General features: G+C 65.4%; 15 protein-coding genes. 5 read left to right on the top strand and 10 right to left on the bottom strand.

What is annotated here, in order from left to right; genetic code table 11:
* From ACSLE4_RS04555 to ACSLE4_RS04520, 8 genes are all read right to left on the bottom strand, one after another.
* The coding region (locus tag ACSLE4_RS04555; protein ID WP_435903289.1) for a sulfate adenylyltransferase subunit 1 at positions 1 to 1,113 on the bottom strand (1,113 nt) is incomplete at its 3' end.
* The gene (gene cysD / locus ACSLE4_RS04550) at positions 1,113 to 2,018 is read right to left on the bottom strand and encodes a sulfate adenylyltransferase subunit CysD (protein WP_435903288.1); all 906 of its coding nucleotides are present in this window, start codon (positions 2,016 to 2,018) and stop codon (positions 1,113 to 1,115) included. The genes ACSLE4_RS04555 and cysD, both read right to left, overlap by 1 nt.
* On the bottom strand, positions 2,015 to 3,151 hold the full coding sequence (locus tag ACSLE4_RS04545; protein WP_435903287.1) for a phosphoadenylyl-sulfate reductase: 1,137 nt from the start codon (positions 3,149 to 3,151) through the stop codon (positions 2,015 to 2,017). Before ACSLE4_RS04545 ends, cysD begins: the two co-directional genes overlap by 4 nt.
* Complete coding sequence (locus ACSLE4_RS04540) at positions 3,138 to 4,793, bottom strand: nitrite/sulfite reductase (protein WP_435903286.1); 1,656 nt, start codon at positions 4,791 to 4,793, stop codon at positions 3,138 to 3,140. The genes ACSLE4_RS04545 and ACSLE4_RS04540 overlap by 14 nt, the downstream gene beginning before the upstream one ends.
* Positions 4,780 to 5,076, bottom strand: a complete 297-nt coding sequence (locus ACSLE4_RS04535; RefSeq protein ID WP_435903285.1) for a DUF2849 domain-containing protein — start codon at positions 5,074 to 5,076, stop codon at positions 4,780 to 4,782. The genes ACSLE4_RS04540 and ACSLE4_RS04535 overlap by 14 nt, the downstream gene beginning before the upstream one ends.
* Positions 5,069 to 6,499, bottom strand: a complete 1,431-nt coding sequence (gene cysG / locus ACSLE4_RS04530; RefSeq protein ID WP_435903284.1) for a siroheme synthase CysG — start codon at positions 6,497 to 6,499, stop codon at positions 5,069 to 5,071. The genes ACSLE4_RS04535 and cysG overlap by 8 nt, the downstream gene beginning before the upstream one ends.
* Positions 6,499 to 6,852: a 2Fe-2S iron-sulfur cluster-binding protein gene (locus ACSLE4_RS04525; protein ID WP_435903283.1), complete on the bottom strand. Its 354-nt coding sequence runs from the start codon at positions 6,850 to 6,852 to the stop codon at positions 6,499 to 6,501. Before ACSLE4_RS04525 ends, cysG begins: the two co-directional genes overlap by 1 nt.
* Positions 6,853 to 6,855: 3 nt before the next feature.
* Positions 6,856 to 6,993, bottom strand: a complete 138-nt coding sequence (locus tag ACSLE4_RS04520) for a hypothetical protein (protein WP_435903282.1) — start codon at positions 6,991 to 6,993, stop codon at positions 6,856 to 6,858.
* A gap of 327 nt (positions 6,994 to 7,320) precedes the next feature.
* Between ACSLE4_RS04520 and ACSLE4_RS04515 the strand changes: the two genes are divergently transcribed.
* Complete coding sequence (locus ACSLE4_RS04515; protein ID WP_435903281.1) at positions 7,321 to 10,251, top strand: autotransporter outer membrane beta-barrel domain-containing protein; 2,931 nt, start codon at positions 7,321 to 7,323, stop codon at positions 10,249 to 10,251.
* An 87-nt stretch (positions 10,252 to 10,338) separates the two neighbouring features.
* Here the strand turns inward: ACSLE4_RS04515 and mscL are convergent, their stop codons facing one another.
* Entirely contained in the window at positions 10,339 to 10,758 is a 420-nt protein-coding gene (gene mscL, locus ACSLE4_RS04510; RefSeq protein WP_435903280.1) for a large conductance mechanosensitive channel protein MscL, read from the bottom strand.
* 156 nt (positions 10,759 to 10,914) lie between these two features.
* On the opposite strand from mscL, the gene ACSLE4_RS04505 reads away from it, so the two are divergent.
* From ACSLE4_RS04505 to pip, 3 genes are read left to right on the top strand one after another with little or no spacing between them, the layout of a single operon-like run.
* Complete coding sequence (locus ACSLE4_RS04505; RefSeq protein ID WP_435903279.1) at positions 10,915 to 11,196, top strand: DUF4212 domain-containing protein; 282 nt, start codon at positions 10,915 to 10,917, stop codon at positions 11,194 to 11,196.
* A gap of 3 nt (positions 11,197 to 11,199) precedes the next feature.
* Complete coding sequence (locus tag ACSLE4_RS04500) at positions 11,200 to 13,044, top strand: solute symporter family protein (RefSeq protein ID WP_435903278.1); 1,845 nt, start codon at positions 11,200 to 11,202, stop codon at positions 13,042 to 13,044.
* A gap of 9 nt (positions 13,045 to 13,053) precedes the next feature.
* Positions 13,054 to 14,025 (top strand): prolyl aminopeptidase, encoded by a 972-nt coding sequence (gene pip / locus ACSLE4_RS04495; protein ID WP_435903277.1) that lies wholly within the window; start codon positions 13,054 to 13,056, stop codon positions 14,023 to 14,025.
* On the opposite strand, the gene ACSLE4_RS04490 is transcribed toward pip, so the two are convergent.
* On the bottom strand, positions 14,026 to 14,463 hold the full coding sequence (locus ACSLE4_RS04490; protein WP_435903276.1) for a secondary thiamine-phosphate synthase enzyme YjbQ: 438 nt from the start codon (positions 14,461 to 14,463) through the stop codon (positions 14,026 to 14,028).
* A 253-nt stretch (positions 14,464 to 14,716) separates the two neighbouring features.
* On the opposite strand from ACSLE4_RS04490, the gene ACSLE4_RS04485 reads away from it, so the two are divergent.
* Positions 14,717 to 17,623 carry a peptidoglycan-binding protein gene (locus tag ACSLE4_RS04485; protein ID WP_435903275.1) on the top strand — a complete coding sequence of 969 codons (2,907 nt, stop codon included), beginning with the start codon at positions 14,717 to 14,719 and terminating at the stop codon, positions 17,621 to 17,623.
* Positions 17,624 to 17,709: the final 86 nt, after the last annotated feature.

The raw sequence follows: 17,709 nt of genomic DNA, 5'->3' as shown, positions 1-17,709 counted from the left end.
AAGCGCCGAGACGCTCATGGAGGTGACCGGGGTGAGATCGGTGGCGGTGCGGAGCAGATAGCCGACTTCCGGATCGAACGCCGTGTCGGAGAGCCAGACCAGGCGGGCCTCAATGACGTCCGCATTGACCGGCCGGCGCGGCACTTCCGACAGAACGGCGCCGCGCGAAATATCGAGATCGGTGTCGAGCACCAGGGTGACGGCATCGCCCTTGCTCGCCGTGGCCTGGTCGCCGTCCATGGTGGCGACACGGCGCAAGGTGGCACCGAGGCCGCTCCTCGCATCGACCAGACGGTCGCCGACGCGGATTCTGCCGGAGGTGACGGTGCCGGCATAGCCACGGAAGTCGTTCGTCGCGCGCAAGACGAGTTGCACCGGCATACGGAAGGGCGCGTCTTCGGGTTCAGTCTTGGGATCGACGTGCTCCAAATACTCCAGCAGCGTAGGGCCTGAGTACCAGGACATCTCCGCAGAGCGCGCGACCACATTGGCGCCGGTGAGCGCGGCGACGGGGATCGCGGCGATCTCGGTGAAGGCAAAATTGCCGGCCAGCGCCCGGAAGTCAGCCTCGATGGCGCGGTAGCGCGCTTCCGACCAGTCGATCTGGTCCATCTTGTTGATGGCGACGATGACCTTCTTGATGCCGACGAGATTGCAGATCGCCGCGTGGCGGCGCGTCTGGCGCTTCACGCCGTGGCGGGCATCGACCAGGAGAATGGCGAGGTCGGCATGAGAGGCGCCCGTCGCCATGTTGCGCGTGTACTGCTCGTGGCCCGGCGAATCGATGATGACGAAGCGGCGGCGCGCGGTCTCGAAATAGCGCCAGGCGATGTCGATGGTGATGCCCTGCTCGCGCTCGGCCACGAGACCGTCGAGCAAAAGCGAGAAGTCGATGCGCTCGCCGTTGACCGCACGGCTATGCGAGGCGTGCATGATCGCGGCGCGCTGATCGTCGGTGACGCCGGCGGCGTCCCACAGCAGCCGGCCGATCAGCGTCGACTTGCCGTCATCAACCGAACCGCAGGTGAGCAGCCGCAGCATGGCCTCCGACTTGTCGCCGGTGCGCGCCGCGAGCGCGACGGATTTTCTCTCCTCGAGCGCAGCCAAAGTCATCAAAAGTACCCCTCACGCTTCTTCATCTCCATGGCGCCGGCCTGATCGTGATCGATCAGCCGCCCCGCCCGCTCCGACACGCGCGCTTCCAAGGTCTCGGTGACGACCGCGTCGAGATCGGTCGCGTCGGACTCGATGGCCGCGGTGAGCGGGTAGCAGCCGAGGGTGCGGAAGCGGACTTTGCGCATTTGCGGGGTCTCGCCGGGCTCGAGCCGCATGCGCTCGTCGTCGACCATGATGATCTGGCCGTTGCGCTCCACCACAGGACGCTCGGCGGCGAAATAGAGCGGCACCACGTCGAGCTTCTCGAGCGTGACGTAGCGCCAGACATCGGCCTCGGTCCAATTGGACAGCGGAAAGATGCGCACGGTTTCGCCCTTGCCGAGGCGGCCGTTCAGAAGCTGCCACATCTCGGGGCGCTGAAGCCGCGGGTCCCAGCGGTGGCCGGCGGCGCGGAAGGAGAACACGCGCTCCTTGGCACGGGAGGCTTCCTCGTCGCGGCGCGCCCCGCCGAAGGCCGCGTCGAAGCCGCCCGTGTCGAGCGCCTGGCGCAAGGCTTGGGTCTTCATGATGCCGGTATAGACGGACGGCGGGTGGTCGAACGGGTTCATGCCCCGCGCGAGCCCGTCGTGGTTGGTATGCACGATCAGGTCGAGGCCGAGCTCCTTCGCCGTGCGGTCGCGGAACGCGATCATATCGTGGAACTTCCAAGTCGTATCGACATGCAGCAAAGGGAACGGCGGCTTGGCCGGCCAGAAGGCCTTGCGCGCCAAGTGCAGAAGGACGGTCGAGTCCTTGCCGATGGAGTAGAGCAGCACGGGGCTACGGAACTGTGCCGCCGCCTCGCGAAAGATGTGGATGCTCTCGGCTTCGAGGAGCTTGAGATGCGAGGTGAGCGCGGTCATGCGGCTTTCTCTTTCTCTTTACCGTTCTCGTTGACGTGCAGGCCGCATTCCTTTTTGTCCTCGTTCTCCCACCACCAGCGTCCGGCGCGAGGGTTCTCGCCCGGCTGGATAGCCCGGGTGCACGGCGCGCAGCCGATGGAGACGAAGCCGCGGGCATGCAGCGGGTTCACGGGGATGTTGTTAGCGGCGATATAGGCCATGAGGGTGTCGGTTGACCAGTCGGCGACCGGGTTCACCTTGGTGAGCCCGCGATCTGCGTCCCACGCGGCAAGCGGCACTTCGGCGCGCGCGTCCGAGTGCTCGCGGCGCAGACCCGTGATCCAGCCTTGCGCGCCTTCAAGCGCCCTATTCAAGGGACGGACTTTACGAATCTCGCAGCAGCCCTTGCGGTTCTCGACCGACTGACGAAAGCCATAGACGCCGTCGCGTGAAACGAGCTCTTCCACTTCTTGTGCGTCCGGTGCGACCAGGCGGATGCGGATACGATAGCGAAGCTCGGAGAGCTCGACCGTTTCCAGCACCTCCGGGAAGAGCCGCCCGGTGTCGAGGGTGAAGACATCGATCTCGGCGCCGGACTTGATGACGCCGGATTTGGCAATGGCGTGCAGGATGACCTGATCCTCGAGGCCGAGGCTTGTGGAAAAGGCAATGCGCCCTTCAATCTGCGCAGCGACTTCCTTGATGCGGCTCACGAGATCGCCGGTCTTGCCGAGCGTCTCGTCCAGCATACCCGCTGCCTTGGAGGACGCATCCCAGCGCAGCGGCAGGGGGTTGCGCACGGCCGGCTGATAATTGTGGCGGATGCGCTCAAGCGAAGCCTTCCAGACCTGCACCGCGTCCGGGTCGGTAATCTCGGCGGTGTCGAAGCCGGAGCGCAGCAGGAACTGGCCGTGATCGGGAATGAGGTGGCCCACCGCGCGGATTTCACCTTTGAAACCGTGACGCTCCCGCAGCAGCCGCGCCAAGCTGAAGCCGCGCCCGTCGGTGAAGCTCGGAAAGGCGATGGCGATGGGCCCCGCGTTGCCGCCGGCCGCGGCGCTGAGCGCCGCCTCGTCGGCGGTCGGCTCCAGCACCGTCGCCACCTCGTCGGGATCGGCGACGATCGTCCCGGTAGCGAGCTCAACGAGCACCATAAAGAGCCTCCTTGAAGGGCGCGGCGCCCACGCGGCGCCAAGTTTCGAGGAAGCTCTCTCCCTCGTGACGATTGTCGATATAGGTGTCGACGATGGTGTCGATGGCTTGCGGCACGGCTTCGGCGCGGAAGCCCGGCCCGATGATAGTGCCGACCGAGGCGCTATCCTTCGGGTTGCCGCCGAGCGTGATCTGGTAGAGCTCGGTGCCTTTCTTGTCGACACCGAGAATGCCGATATTGCCCGAGTGATGATGACCGCAGGCGTTAATGCAGCCGGACATGTTGAGCCGCAGCTTGCCGATCTCTTCCTGGCGCGCCGGGTCCTCGAAGCGCTTGGCGATCTCCTTGGCGATGGGGATCGACCGCGCGTTGGCAAGGTTGCAATAGTCCAGCCCCGGGCAGCAGATCATGTCGCCGAGCAGCTCGTTATTGCCGGTGGCGAGCCCCGCCTCTGCCAAAGCCTCGTATAGCTCCAAGACGTCCGCGCGCGAGACATGGGGCAGCACCAGATTCTGCGTGTAGTTGACCCGCGCCTCGCTGTGGCCGAAGCGCTCGGTAAGGTCGGCGACGAAATCCATGGTGTCCGAAGAGGCATCGCCCGGCGTGCGGCCCGGCTCCTTCAGCGAGATCACCACAGAGGCGTAGCCCGGCACGCGGTGGGGCAGCACGTTGTGCTTGTACCAATTGGCGAAGACGGGATCGCTTTCGCGGCGCGCAGCCAAGGCCTCGTCGCGCGCCGGCCGCTCCGGCAACTCGGGCGGCGTGAAATAGCTCATGATGCGGCGCTTCTCGTCCTCGGGCAGGTCGATGGCGTCCTTGTGGGTCGCTTCCCAGTCGGCCTCGACGTCCTCGCGGAACTTGTCGATGCCGAGCGCATTGACGAGGATCTTGATGCGCGCCTTGTGGATGTTGTCGCGGCGCCCGTGCAGATTGTACACGCGCAGTATCGACTCGATGTAGGACAGCAGGTGCTCCTTCGGCAGGAAGGCCTTGATCTCCTGGCCGACATAGGGCGTACGGCCCATGCCGCCGCCGACCAGCACGCGGAAGCCGTTCTCGCCATTGGGCCCGCGCACGATGCGCAAGCCGATATCGTGGAAGGCGGTGGCGGCGCGATCCTCGGCGGCGCCGGAGATGGCGATCTTGAACTTGCGCGGCAGCCAGCTGAACTCCGGATGCAGCGTCGACCATTGACGCAGAATCTCGCACCAGGCGCGCGGGTCTTCCAGCTCATCGACCGCGGCGGCGGCGTAAGGATCGGCGGTGACGTTGCGCACACAATTGCCGCTGGTCTGGATGCAGTGCATCTCGACCTCGGCGAGGGCTGCGAGTACGTCGGGAATGTCCACGAGCTTCACCCAGTTGAACTGGAGATTCTGGCGCGTGGTGAAATGGCCGTAGCCGCGATCCCATTTGCGGCCGATCATCGCCAGTTGGCGCAACTGCCTGGGCGACAGCACGCCATAAGGAACGGCGATACGCAGCATATAGGCGTGAAGCTGAAGGTAGAGACCGTTCCGCAAGCGTAAGGGCCGGAACTCCTCCTCCGTCAGCTGGCCGGCGAGCCGGCGCTCGACTTGATTGCGAAACTCCGCCACGCGCTCGTTCACGAACGCATGGTCGAACTCATCATAGCGGTACATCGTACCAATCCTTCGTCAACGTGGTGCGGTGCGCGGCACGAATGCGCTCGCGCACGGAAAGGGGATCGATCGCGCCGTCATCCTTCAGCCCGACCGGCATGGGATAGGCGCTCACGACAATGCGCTCGCGCACGGCGTTGTCGGCGATCGCCTCGAGCGCCTTCGTCTCCGCCTCGTCGTCGGCGACGCGGGCATTGGCGATCTCCTCCGTCCATTCGCCGTCGGCGGCGAGATAGACGACGATGCCGTCGGTGAGGCGGTTGGCGGTGACGACGCTAGGCATAAGCGTGCTTGACCTCCTCATGGGCCAAAACGGTCTCGACGACGCCCGCAGCCGGCAGTCCGGCGACCTCGCCGAAGATCAGAACCGCGGGGCTTTTCAGCCCAAGCGAGTCCGGATGGGCGGCAAGGACCGAGATATTGGTGGCCACGCGGCGCTCGTCCTCGCGGCTGGCATTCTCCACCGCGATGACCGGAAGCGCGGGCCGGAACCCGGCTTCCAGAAGTCTTTGGGCGATCACGGCGCCGGTGGTGACGCCCATGTAAACGACCAGCGTATTGTTGCCGGAGGCCAGCGCCTTGAGATCGAGATGCTCGAAGCTCGGCGCCTTGCCGCCCGCCTCATGGCCGGAAACGAAGGTCACGGTGTGCGACACGTCGCGATGGGTGAGCGGAACCTGCAAGCTCGCGGCCGCGGCGATGCCGGCGGTGACGCCTGGGACGATCTCGATGGCGATATTCGCGGCGCGCAGCGCATCGAGCTCCTCGCCGCCGCGGCCAAAGATGAAGGGATCTCCCCCCTTCAAGCGCACCACGGTCTGGCCGGCTTTCGCGCGCTCCACCAGAAGCGCATTGATCTCGGCTTGCGGCACGCTATGGGCGCCCTTGGCCTTGCCGACGGGAATCAGCTCGGCCTCGCGGCGGGCATGTTCCAGCACGCCCTTGCCCACCAGCCGGTCGTAGAACACCACGTCGGCGACTTTGAGCGCGCGAACCGCCTTCATGGTGAGAAGCTCGGGATCGCCGGGGCCGGCGCCGACCAGCAGCACGCGGCCTTCCCGCTTGCCGGCCTCGCTTGCCTGCTCGATGGCCTCGCCGATCAGGCTACGTGCCTTCGACTCGTCGCCTTCCAGCATGGCTTCGGCGGCGGCGCCGTCGAACACGGACTCCCAGAAATGGCGGCGCGGGGCGCCAGCCGGCAATCTCTCGGCGACAAGGCCGCGGAACTCGCCAGCCAGCTTGGCAAGATCATCCAGGCGCGGATGCAGCTCGCGCTCGAGCCAGGCGCGCAGACGCTGGGCCAGCACGGGGGCAGCGGCGGAGGTGCCGATGGCCACGGTGACCTCACCGCGATCGACAATGGCCGGCAGGGCAAAGGTGCAAAGCTCCGGACGATCCGGCACGTTGACCGGCACGCCGAGTGCACGCGCGATAGCCGAGACGCGCGTATCTTCCTGGTCATCCTCGGTGGCGGCGATGACGAGCGGACGGCCGCGCAGCTGATCGATGCCGGGCCCCGATGCCACCTGCACGACCTGACCGGCCGCGGCAAGGGCCGCAAGCTCCGGAACGAACTCTTGGGCCGAGACCTCGACGACCTCCGCGCGCTTCAGCAGAAGCCGCGTCTTGATGGCCGCAAGCTCTCCGCCGCCCACGACGAGCGGCGGCTTGCCGTCGAAGCTCACGAAGATCGGGAAGGTGCGCATCAGCCAGCGCCTCCCACGGCAACGGGCTCGGCGGCGTCCGCCAAGCTCTCGGGCGCAAGCTCGACCTCGAGCCCGTCGAGTTCCGGCGTCATGATGAGCTGGCAGGAAAGGCGCGAACGCTCATCGACCTGGAAGGCGCCGTCCAGCATCTCGGATTCCTCATCGGTCGGCGCCACGAGCTTGGCGACCCAATTCTCGGCGACCCAGACATGGCACGTGGCGCAGGCGCAGGCACCGCCGCACTCCGCCTTGATCGGCAGGCCCCAGTCGCGGATCACCTCCATCACGCGCCAGCCCTCGAGCGCTTCGAGGCGATGCGTGGAGCCGTCCGGCAGGCGCACGTTGATGAACATGACTTAAGCAACCTCCGCAAAGCGTTGCGGTTCAATCGAACGGCCCGTGTACTGGGCAAGGCGCGGCGTCGCAAGCCCGCGCAAATGCACGGACACCGATGCGCCAAAGGTCGCGCCGCCGAAATTTCCACCGGTCGTCATGTCGTATTCCCAGTCATCATCTTGCTTCAGGGCGCGCCACCGTCCTGAAGATGGGGCAGATTAGCGAAAAATCATTCCCCAAAGAAGCGATTGAAGGAGAAAAAACGAAATCTGGTTCCCGGAAGGCCGTTCTGTAGGAAGAACTTTCCTGCTTAGCGGCAACGCGCATGTTGAATCTCTCCGCCCTCCCGCCGATGGAAAAGTGTTCCCCCAGAGCAACAGGGAGGCGGATTCGGCTGAGTGCCTGTGGAAAGCCAGTGCGGGCCCCTGGTGCGCTGCCTGCATTTCAACAAAAATCGCCCAAGTTGGGGATTTAGGGGGCAAATCATGGGGCGTCATCATCACCGCAGGCGCGGTGCAGGTGGTTATGCGGCTGACGCGCAAAAAGTTCCGCCCCAAACGCCACCTCGTTTCGCACGGCCGGACCGGCGGCTTCTTCTCGCAGGCACCGCGCTCGCCACCAGCTTCCTCGTTTCGAGCTTGATCCCGACAGCGGCAGAGGCGCAGCAGGCGGTGAACATCGCCTCGATCTTCCCCGTCAACGTCACAAACAACGATGACTGCATTTTCATCGGAACGTGCGCCTCCATCATTACGGGCGGCATCGGTGCCCCGATTGATTTTACCAACACAGGCAACTTCGCCACGCTGGGACTAGGCGCCATCGGCATTGCCACCAACACCGCCGCCTTGGGCGGTTCGATCACCATCAACAATTCGGGCAACCTAGCCACGGCCGGCATCGGCGCAATCGGCATCGAGGCCCTCACGGTCGGCCCATTCAGCCCGATCAAGATCACCAATACGGGTGACCTCGCCACCGCGGGCGCCGGCGCCATCGGCATTTCAGCCAATACCAGCATCCTCGCTCCGAGGAGCCCGATCACGATCAACAACAGTGGCGACATCGCCACGGCAGGCCTCGGATCCATCGGAATCTTCGCAACGACCGCCTCGCGCAACAGCCGCATTTCCATCAACAACAGCGGCGACATTGCTACGATCGGCACGGATGCGTACGGCATCTACGCCTACACGGGAGGCAGCCGCAGCAACATCGCGGTGACCAATAGCGGCGCGATCACTACGCGGGCCTACAATGCGGATGGCATCCAGGCCTACACCGACGGCACCAACAGCGACATCTCGATCATCAATAGCGGCGACATAAACACTCGTGGTGGCGACGCGGAGGGCATTGTCGCCTCCACGTACGGCCTCAACTCGCAATTGAGCATCGTGAATAGCGGCCGCATCAGATCCACGGGCGCCTACGCCGAAGGCATCTATGCCTACACCGAGGGCGTCAATGCGGACATGACGATCACCAATAGCGGCGACATCGAAACACGGGGAGGTTTCTCCTCGGGCATCGACGCCAACACGTATGACGAGCGCAGTTCGCTCACGATCGTGAACAGCGGCCAGGTTTCCGCCCAAGGCCGTTTCGGATACGGCATCTACGCTCAGACTTACGGGCCATCCTCGCCCATCGAAATTCGAAACTCGGGCGAGATTTTCGGCTCGATGGTGGGCATCGCCGCCTTCAGCAACACCTCGACCACAATCCTCAATAGCGGCAAGATCTCGGCGGGCAGCGGGCTTGCCATCGACTCCGAAGGCGCCAGCACCAGGATCGAGAATACCGGCCTCATCACCGGCTTCGTCGACCTGACGGACAGCGGCGATACCTTCAGGAACAGGGCGGGCGGCACGTTCAATGCGAGCGAGACGAGCGATTTCGGCGGCGGCAGGGATGTCTTCGCCAACGAGGCCGGCGGCACTCTGCGCGCCGCTGACGACTTCAACGCGAGCGAGGAGACCAAGTTCGTCGGGCTCGAAAGGTTCGAGAACCAGGGCTTAATCACCATGGTCGACGGCAAGCCCCGGGACGTCTTGCGCCTCTCCAATACGCCGGGCGGAACCAACCTCAGTTTCTTCGGCGCGGGTGGCGGTAAGTCCAGACTTGCCATCGATACGTTCCTCGGCGGGCCCGGCTCGACCTCCGACGTCCTCGTGGTCGAAGGCAACACCGGCGGCCGGACCCGCATCGACGTCAACAACACCAACCGGTCCTCGGCGCGGTTCGATCCCGTGGGCATACCCGTGGTGTTCGTGGACGGCAACGTGGACGCCAAGGATTTCTATATCGACAAGCCCATCGACGCGGGCTTTTTCGATTACGATCTGTTCTTCGTGCCCACGGGCTCCGGCTTCTTCGAACTCAAGAACCACACGGGCGGCGGCGCCCATGTCCTGCCGCAGCTCGTCACCGTTACCCACGATACTTTCCACAACACGACGGAGACGTGGTTCGATCAGAGCACCGATCTGCGCGTCCTCCTGGCGCGCGGCAATCTCTGTGACGATCCGGGGCGCGCCGAGGACGTGGTGCGCTGCCAGGAGCTCTACAACTTCACGCCGGGCGTATGGGCGCGCGGCGCCGGCAGCTGGTTCGATATCGACGACAGCGCGACCACCAAAGCCAACGGTCGGACCTACCGCCACGACCTCAAGCGCGATCTCGATATTTGGCAGGTCCAGTCGGGCATCGATTTCGGCAAGCGCGACCTGTTCGTGGACGGCGACGTTCTCGTACTCGGCGTGCTCGGCGGCGCGGTGGAATCGACCCTCGACTATGAGTCGCTGGTGCGCAGGTTCCAGGTGAGCAGCCTGGAGGCCGGCGCCTACGCCACCTATCTGCGGGGCGGCCTGTTTGTGGACACGCTGTTCAAGACCCTGTTCTCCACGATCGATACCGATGACGTGAGAGGCTTCCCCAACGAGCTCGACAGCACCACCTACGGCTTCCGCACCGACACGGGCTATCGCTTCGGCGGCATGCGGCCGGGTCCATTCATCGAACCGCTCGCCACGATCGCGGCGTCGTGGACGCATATCGACGACTTTTCACTCGACGGCAACGCAATCGACTTCGACGACGACGAGGACGTGCGTGGCCGCCTCGGCATGCGCCTCGGCACCAGCACCGAGGTCTGGGAGGGGACCACGATGGAACCCTTCGCGGTCGGCAGCGTGTGGGGCTCGTTCTCGGGCGACCACAACGCCACCCTCACCTCGACGGGCCGGGACTTCCAGCTTGTCGATGAAACGGATGATGTTTGGGGCGAGGTCTCGGCCGGCGTGAACTTCTTCAACCCCGGCGCACAGACCGCTGTATTCGCCAAAGTCGACTACGTCTTCGCCGACGAAGCGCAGGGCACTACCGTCAAGGGCGGCATGCGCTACAACTGGTAGGTTGGTATCATTTGCGCTATCGGCCTCCGGCCTACTTGAGCGCTTTATCTTTGCGCTACCGGCCTCCGGCCTACTTGGGCGCAGGCGCTAACCGCGCTTCACCAGGGCGTCGCGAATTTCTTCCAGGAGTTGCACCTCGCGCGAGGGCGGCGGCTGGGTCGCCGGCTCCTCTTCCTGTTTGCGGCGCAGCTGGTTCATGCCCTTGATCACCATAAACAGCACGAAAGCGACGATGGCGAAGCTGATGACGCTGTTGATGAATATGCCAATATTGATGGTCGCAGCGCCGGCCTCCCTGGCTTGCGCCAGCGATTGATAATCGCCCCCGCTCAAGTTGATAAAGAGGTCGGAGAAATCCACGCCGCCTGTGAGCAGACCGACAGGCGGCATGATGACGTCGTCGACCAGCGCCTTGACGATTGTGGAAAAGGCCGCGCCGATGATGATACCCACGGCCATGTCCACCACATTGCCGCGTAGTGCAAATTCCTTGAATTCTTGGAGCATTGCCCGCATTCCCCCTCAAGCCGTTGAGAGCACACTGCTTCTCTGCCACGATTTTTAGGGCATTTGCACCTCAAAGCACAGTTTGCAAGGCTCCGCCTAGCTGCTAACTGCTCGGCAGGCCTCAGCGCCCGGCTGGACCTTGGGTTGGGAGGGAATGTGACAGCGGAAGCCACTGAAACCGAAAATGCGGTGCGCGACCGCCACCAATTGCGCACGCTGGCCGTCGCCATCACCACCATCGCCGCGGTGCTCTGCGCCGTAGCCTTCGTCATTATATATGCGATTGCCCTGAACCGGCTGTGGTTCCTCCACTTCCCGCTCGGCTTCTATCTTCTGGCGCAGGGTCTCGTCATCTTCGCGGTGGTGATCGCCTTCTGGTACGTGCGCGTGCAAGAACGCATCGACCACACGCGCAGCTTCAATGAGGAGATGGCGTAGGCGATGACAGCGCCGTCGCGCCAGCGTACGCCGAATCCGCATCTCGGCGCCTATTACGGCATCGTCGCCAGCGCCTTCGCCTCGCTGGTGGTGCTGCTCGCCATGGCCGAGCAACTCGGCTGGAGCGACGGCACGATCGCGCTGCTCATGATCCTGCTGCCGCTGCTTTTTTATCTCGCCATCACCGTGGCGGCGCGCACCCTCGACGTCGAGGACTTCTTCACCTCCGGGCGCCGGGTTCCCCAAGTCTATAACGCGTTCCTCTTGGCGGCGATCACGGTCGGCGGCACCGGCTTCTTCGCCTATACGGGCGCGGTCTTCTTCCTCGGCTTCGACGCGCTCGCCATCGGTCTCGGCTGGACGTGCGGCCTGTTGCTCTCCGGCGTTCTGTTCGTGCCCTATTTGCGCCGGGCGGGCGCCTACACGCTTCCCGCCTTTCTCGGCCAAAGGTTTCGCTCGCGCGAGACACGCCTTGTGGCGAGCGCCTTGCAGGTGGTGCCGACCGCGCTGCTTCTCGCCGCGGAGATCAAGATCGCGGCAACCGTGGTGGCGATCTTCCTGCCGGCATCCTATTGGATCGCCGTGCTGCTGATCGCCGCGCTCGTCGCGGCGACGGGCATTCTCGGCGGCATGCGCGCTCTGACCTGGTCGGGTAGCGCGCAGTTCATCGCCGGCGCCATCGGGCTCGCCGTGCCACTGATCGTCGTCTCGGTGCTGTTGACCAATCTACCCGCGCCGCAATTCACCTATGGCGAGATGTTCGGCTCCTTGCAGAGCGCGGAGACGGCCGCCGGCATGTCGCCGGTGGAGCCCGGCGACATCGGAGCTCTGCCGGCGCCTGAGCCCATGGCGGCCGTGAAGCCCTTCCTTCAATCGTTCGGCGCCATCACCGAGCGGGGCTTCTTCGCGCTGTTCTTCTGTTTCGCGCTGGGCACGGCCGCCCTGCCGAGCCTGATCGCGCGCAGCGGCGTCACTTGCTCGGTGGCCGATCAGCGCCGCTCGACCGCCTGGGCGCTTCTGCTCGTGGCGCTGTTCGTCATCACCGCGCCGTCGCTTGCGGCGTTCGCTAAAGTGCTCATGTTCCGCGACATGGCGCTCATCCCCACGCAAGGGCTGCCGGCGTGGCTCTCCAGCTTGAGCGTGGGACAGTTGGCGCAGGCGAGCGATCTCAACGGCGACGGCACGATCGGAGCAGGCGAGCTTTTAATCTCGCGCGACGGGATCGCGCTGGCATTGCCGATCCTGGCGCAACTTCCTTACGTCCTCACCGCGCTCATGGCTGCGGCGGGCTTGGCGATCGCGCTCGCCGCCGCCGGCTCGCATCTGTTCACCCTCGGAGCGAGCCTCGCCGACGACGTCTACGGCACGCTCGACCACCAGCCTATCATTCTGCCGCGGCTCATGGCGGCGTGGGCTGCGATTGCCGCGTGCGCGTTTTTGGCGGCCGTGTATCTCTTTATCGCCGAGGTGGATGCGCTGCATACCGCGGTGACGGCCTTCGCTTTTGCCGCCGCGACGTTCTTCCCGGTTCTTCTCCTGGCGATCTGGTGGCCGCGCTGCACCACCCGGGGCGCTCTCGCCAGTCTGGCAACCGGATTTGGCGTCCTGTTTCTCGCCTTGACCATGGGCGGCCTGATCGGCGTGGCCGAAACCGCCGTGGGCACGGCCATGTCCTGCCTCGTGGCGGCGGTGCTGGCGCTTGGCGCAGGCGTCGGGGCGAGCCTCTACGGACCGGAGCCGGAGGGCTTCGACACCGCCTATTACGAAGAGATGCGCAAACCCGACGGCGAGACCATGTTCGACCAGGCGCAAGCCCGGGCGGCCACAGCGAGCAGCGAAGAGGACTGAACGAGTTCCATGGACCCGCGGCCCGACTCTCCACGGCTATCGCTTTACCCTGAAATCGTGCCCTTCCGCTCGGGCCGGCTCAAGGTCTCGGACCTGCACGAACTCTACTACGAAGAGTGCGGGTCGCCGTCCGGCAAGCCAGTCGTCGTGTTGCATGGCGGACCCGGTGGCGGCGTCACGCCCATCATGCGGCGCTATCACGATCCCCGGCTCTACCGCATCGTGCTGTTCGACCAGCGCGGCTGCGGCCGGTCGATCCCCCATGCCTCACTCGAGGAGAACACCACCTGGGATCTGGTTGCCGACATCGAACGCTTGCGCGAGCATCTCGGCATCGACCGCTGGCAAGTGTTTGGCGGTTCGTGGGGCTCCACGCTGGCGCTGGCCTACGCGCAAACTCACCCCGAGCGCGTGCGCGAGCTCATCTTGCGCGGCATCTTCATGCTGCGCCGCGCGGAGCTTGAATGGTTCTATCAGGACGGTTGTAGCTGGCTGTTTCCTGACGCGTTCGCCGACTACGTCAGCGTCATCCCCGAGGCGGAGCGCGCCGACATGATCGCGGCGTACTACAAACGGCTTACGAGCGATGATCCTTCCGTCCAGGTCGAAGCGGCGCGCGCTTGGAGCGCTTGGGAGGGACGCACGCTTTCCCTGCTGCCGGATTTCGCCCGGGAGCGGCAATTCTCCGAAGACTATTATGCGCTCGCGTTCGCGCGCATCGAGGCCCACTACTTCGTCAATCGAGGCTTCTTCGACACCGACGATCAGCTCCTGCGCAACGCGGACCGTCTGAAGGACGTTCCCGGCGTGATCGTGCACGGCCGCTACGACGTGGTGACGCCGGTGAAGAACGCCTTCGATCTTGTTCAAGCTTGGCCGCAGGCCGATTTGCGCGTGGTGCCGGATTCCGGCCACGCCATGACGGAGCCGGGCATCGTGCATGAGCTGATCGCCGCGACGCGGATCTTCTCTGGAAACTGATCACGCCTGCTTTGCGCGTCCGATGAAGCTCAGGACGACCCGGCGCCGATGCGGCGCGGCGCGATGCTCGATCAGATAGACGCCCTGCCAGGTGCCGAGCGTCATGGCGCCGTCCCGCACCGGGATCGACAGGCTGACCGAGGTGAGCATCGCCTTGATATGGCTCGGCATGTCGTCGGGCCCCTCCTCGTGATGGGCATAGGCCCGGTCCTCCGGCGCCAACCCCTCGAGCGCATCGAGCAGGTCGACCCGTACATTCGGATCGGCGTTCTCCTGGATGGTGAGGGAGGCCGAGGTGTGAGAGACGAAGACGGTGAGAAGCCCGCCGTCGGCGCCGATGCCCTCGAGCCAGGCTGAAATCCCGCGCGTGATCTCGACGAAGCCCTTGCCGCGCGTCGGCACGGTCAGGATGTGGCTCGATTCGACCAGATCAGACAACGCGCGATTTCCCCGGTTCCGCGATGCGAGAAGCGCAGAATCGTCCCATTCCAGGGCATTCCTTAAGAGAAAATTTACCCAGCCTTGCCACCGTCATCGAGACCGCTTCGTCACACGTGTTGCGGCCAGGCCGTCACCCGCGGGGGCGCGGAATCGGCGGCGTAACTCCATGGGTAACGGTATGGCTTCAGAAGCAAGTTGGCAAACCAGCAACGCCGCTCAGGGAAGCGATGCCTACTCCGAGGACCAACCTATGGACCAAGGCACCGTCGAGACCCTGTTGCGCCGCTTGGTGGAGCGGGTCGAGGACAGCGAGCGCCGCTACGGCGAAGCGCTCGACGACCTTCATGCCAGGCTCGATCATCTGTCGCAGACCACGGAAGCCGCGCGGGAGACCGGCGCGCCCGAGGACGCCGACACATTCGACCGGTTGCATACCCAAGTCAGCGATCTTGCCCGCCGGCTCGAAACCGAAAGCTCGACGCCGCTCGACGATTTCGAGCGCCTCGGACAGGCGCTATCCGGCGGTTTGCGCGCGGATAGCGAGGAGAGCGCGCGGGACCCCTACGGCTATGAGCCGGAGCCGAGCCGGTTCGCGCAGTCCGTAATGGCGTCGAAGACGCGGTCCCGGCTGGCGCCGGATTCCGACCTCGCCGAATTCGGCTACGGGGCCACCGCTCCCAAATACGCGGGCCCCGCCTCTCCCTTTGAGGGTTTCGCCCCCGAGCACGCCAATCTCGACAAGCAGCTCGTCGAGATGGCCGAGCGGCTGGAACAGTCCATCGGCGCGGCAATGCCGGCCAGCGCCATCGAAGCCCTGAACACGCGGCTCGACGAGATCGGTACGCAGATTGCCCAGAGCCTGGAGACGGTCCCGAGCGGCGCGGCCCTGGAGCATATTGAGAGACAGATTACCGATATGGGTCAGCAGCTTACCCGGGCCGAAGAGCAGCTCGGCAGGATCGGCGGGGTGGAAGACCACCTGCTCAAGCTGATCGCGCGGCTGGACGAGAAGGACGCCGAGCAAGAGCCCGCCGCGCTCGACCCGGCGCAGCTTCAGGACATCGCCGCCAAGGCCGCGAAGGACGCCGCGCGCCTTGTCGCCGACGACACCAAAAAGACCACCGAGCGGCTCGACGCCATGCAGCGCGAGCTTGCTTCCATGGACGACAGGAGCCGCCAGTCGGGCGACAAGCTGGCGAGCACGATCGAAGCGGTCCACCAATCCCTGAAGCAGCTCGTGGAGCAGCTCGAGCACAGCGGCCCCGGGGCGAGCCCAAAGCCCCGCACCCCGTTCACAAGCCCGGTCGAGGCCAAGCCCGCCGCGCCGTTCGCCCAAGCCCCACAGCAAGCGACCGCACCGCAGGCGCAGGCCCCTAAGGCTGAAGCGCCGAAGACCCTAGTCTCTGCCGCGCCCCAGACGTCCGCACCAAAGGCTCCCGAGACGCCTAGCCCGCGCCTTCCCGAGATGCGCCCCGCATCGAAGCTCGATGATGCCGAGATGCGCATGAAAGAGACCCTGCGCGACCGGCTCGGCGCCGCCATTCCCGATTACAAGGAAACCGAAACGCCGCCGCCCTTCGGCCGCGCCAAGCGCGCCGGCCTCGATGGCGAGGCGGTCGATCTCGACGCGGCGCCGAAAGCCGCACCGGACGATCTTGTGGCCGCGGCCCGCCGGGCGGCGCAGGCGGCCGCAGTGCGCGCCGAGGAACGCAGCGGACGGAGGTCCAAGAAAGTATTACCCGGGAGTTCGCCCGCGACCGAGCAGCCGGGCCGCCGCAAACGGTCGCTGCTGATCATCTCCGCGGCCATTCTTCTGGCGATCAGCGCGCTGCTTCTTTATGGGCGCCTTGGCTCCAAGCCGGATGCCGACATGAGCCCGACCACGATCATCGAGCCCGCGCCATCGGCCGACACTCCGTCCGCCACCACCGAGACGCCGCCCGCCGATACCTCCGAGGATGCCGCGGCGCCTGAGAGCAACGAGACGATACCGTCTACCGAGCCCGACCAGGGATCGTGGATGATCCTGCCAGATCAAGGCTCGACCCCGGGACCGGACTTCGAGCCCTTCAACGGCCGGGTCGGTCAGGCAACGCCCGGCGTCACCGATGTCGTGAAATCCTCGGGCGGAAAGCCCTCCGGCGCGACCATGCCCGAGAGCGAGATCAGGCCCGAGCCCCAGCTCGCTTCGCTGACACCGACGAATGCCGCTGCCCTGCCCCCCGGCGTGATCTTCTCCATCGAGGACCCCGCCTCCGCCACGGACGCCGCGCTGGCCGAGAGACTGACGATGACGCCGGTGAAGGGACCGATGCCGCCCGAGGCGCTCGGCCCGCTGCCCTTGCGGAAAGCCGCCTCGGAGGGCGACGCGGCCGCGCAGTACACGATCGCGGACCGCTACATGGAAGGCAAGGGCACCACGCGCAACGTGAAGAAGGCCACCGAATGGCTGGAGCGCGCGGCGCGCGCCGGGCTCGCGCCGGCCCAGTATCGCCTCGCCGCCATGTACGAGCGCGGGCTCGGCGTCGAGAGGGACCTCGACAAGGCACGGAGCTGGTATGCCGCCGCCGCGGAGCGGGGCAACGTCAAGGCCATGCATAATCTCGCGGTCAGCGTCAGCGGCCGTGACGGCAGCGCCCCGGATTATGACCTCGCCGCCAAATGGTATGGCGAGGCGGCGGCAAGAGGTCTCGCCGACAGCCAATTCAATCTGGGCATCCTCGCCGAGCATGGGCTCGGCCGGACCAAGAGTCTCACCGACGCTTACAAGTGGTTCTCGCTGGCCGCCGCTCAGGGCGATCCCGAAGCCCAAAAGCGCCGCGACGTGATCCACGCGCAACTGGCACCGGAGACGCTGGCCGCGGCGGACGCCGAGGTGAAGGCTTGGACGGCTATGCCCGTAACCACGGAAGCCAACGAGGTCACCGAGCAGCGGACCTGGGCGGCCACGTCGGCCTCCTCACCTCAAGGCGTTTCCCTCGTGGCCAAAGCCCAGGTGCTCCTCAACAAGCTCGGCTTCGACGTCGGCCCGCCCGACGGCCTGATGGGCGAGCGCACCCGGACCGGGATCAAGTTGTTCCAGCAGCGCAACGGCCTGAATGAGACCGGCGAGGTCACCGCTCCGCTCGTCACCAAGCTCGAGAGCCTGGCGAGCTAGACAGCGCCGGCCGAATTCACTCTTCGGCCTGATTTTCGTGACATTTCGTTCAAGTCAGGGCGTAACGCATTGACAGGCCCGCGCGC

This window comes from Methyloceanibacter sp. (genome assembly GCF_051306395.1).
GTDB lineage: Bacteria > Pseudomonadota > Alphaproteobacteria > Rhizobiales > Methyloligellaceae > Methyloceanibacter.
Note: the sequence above shows the minus strand (reverse complement) of the source record. Positions and strands in the feature narration are given on the sequence as shown.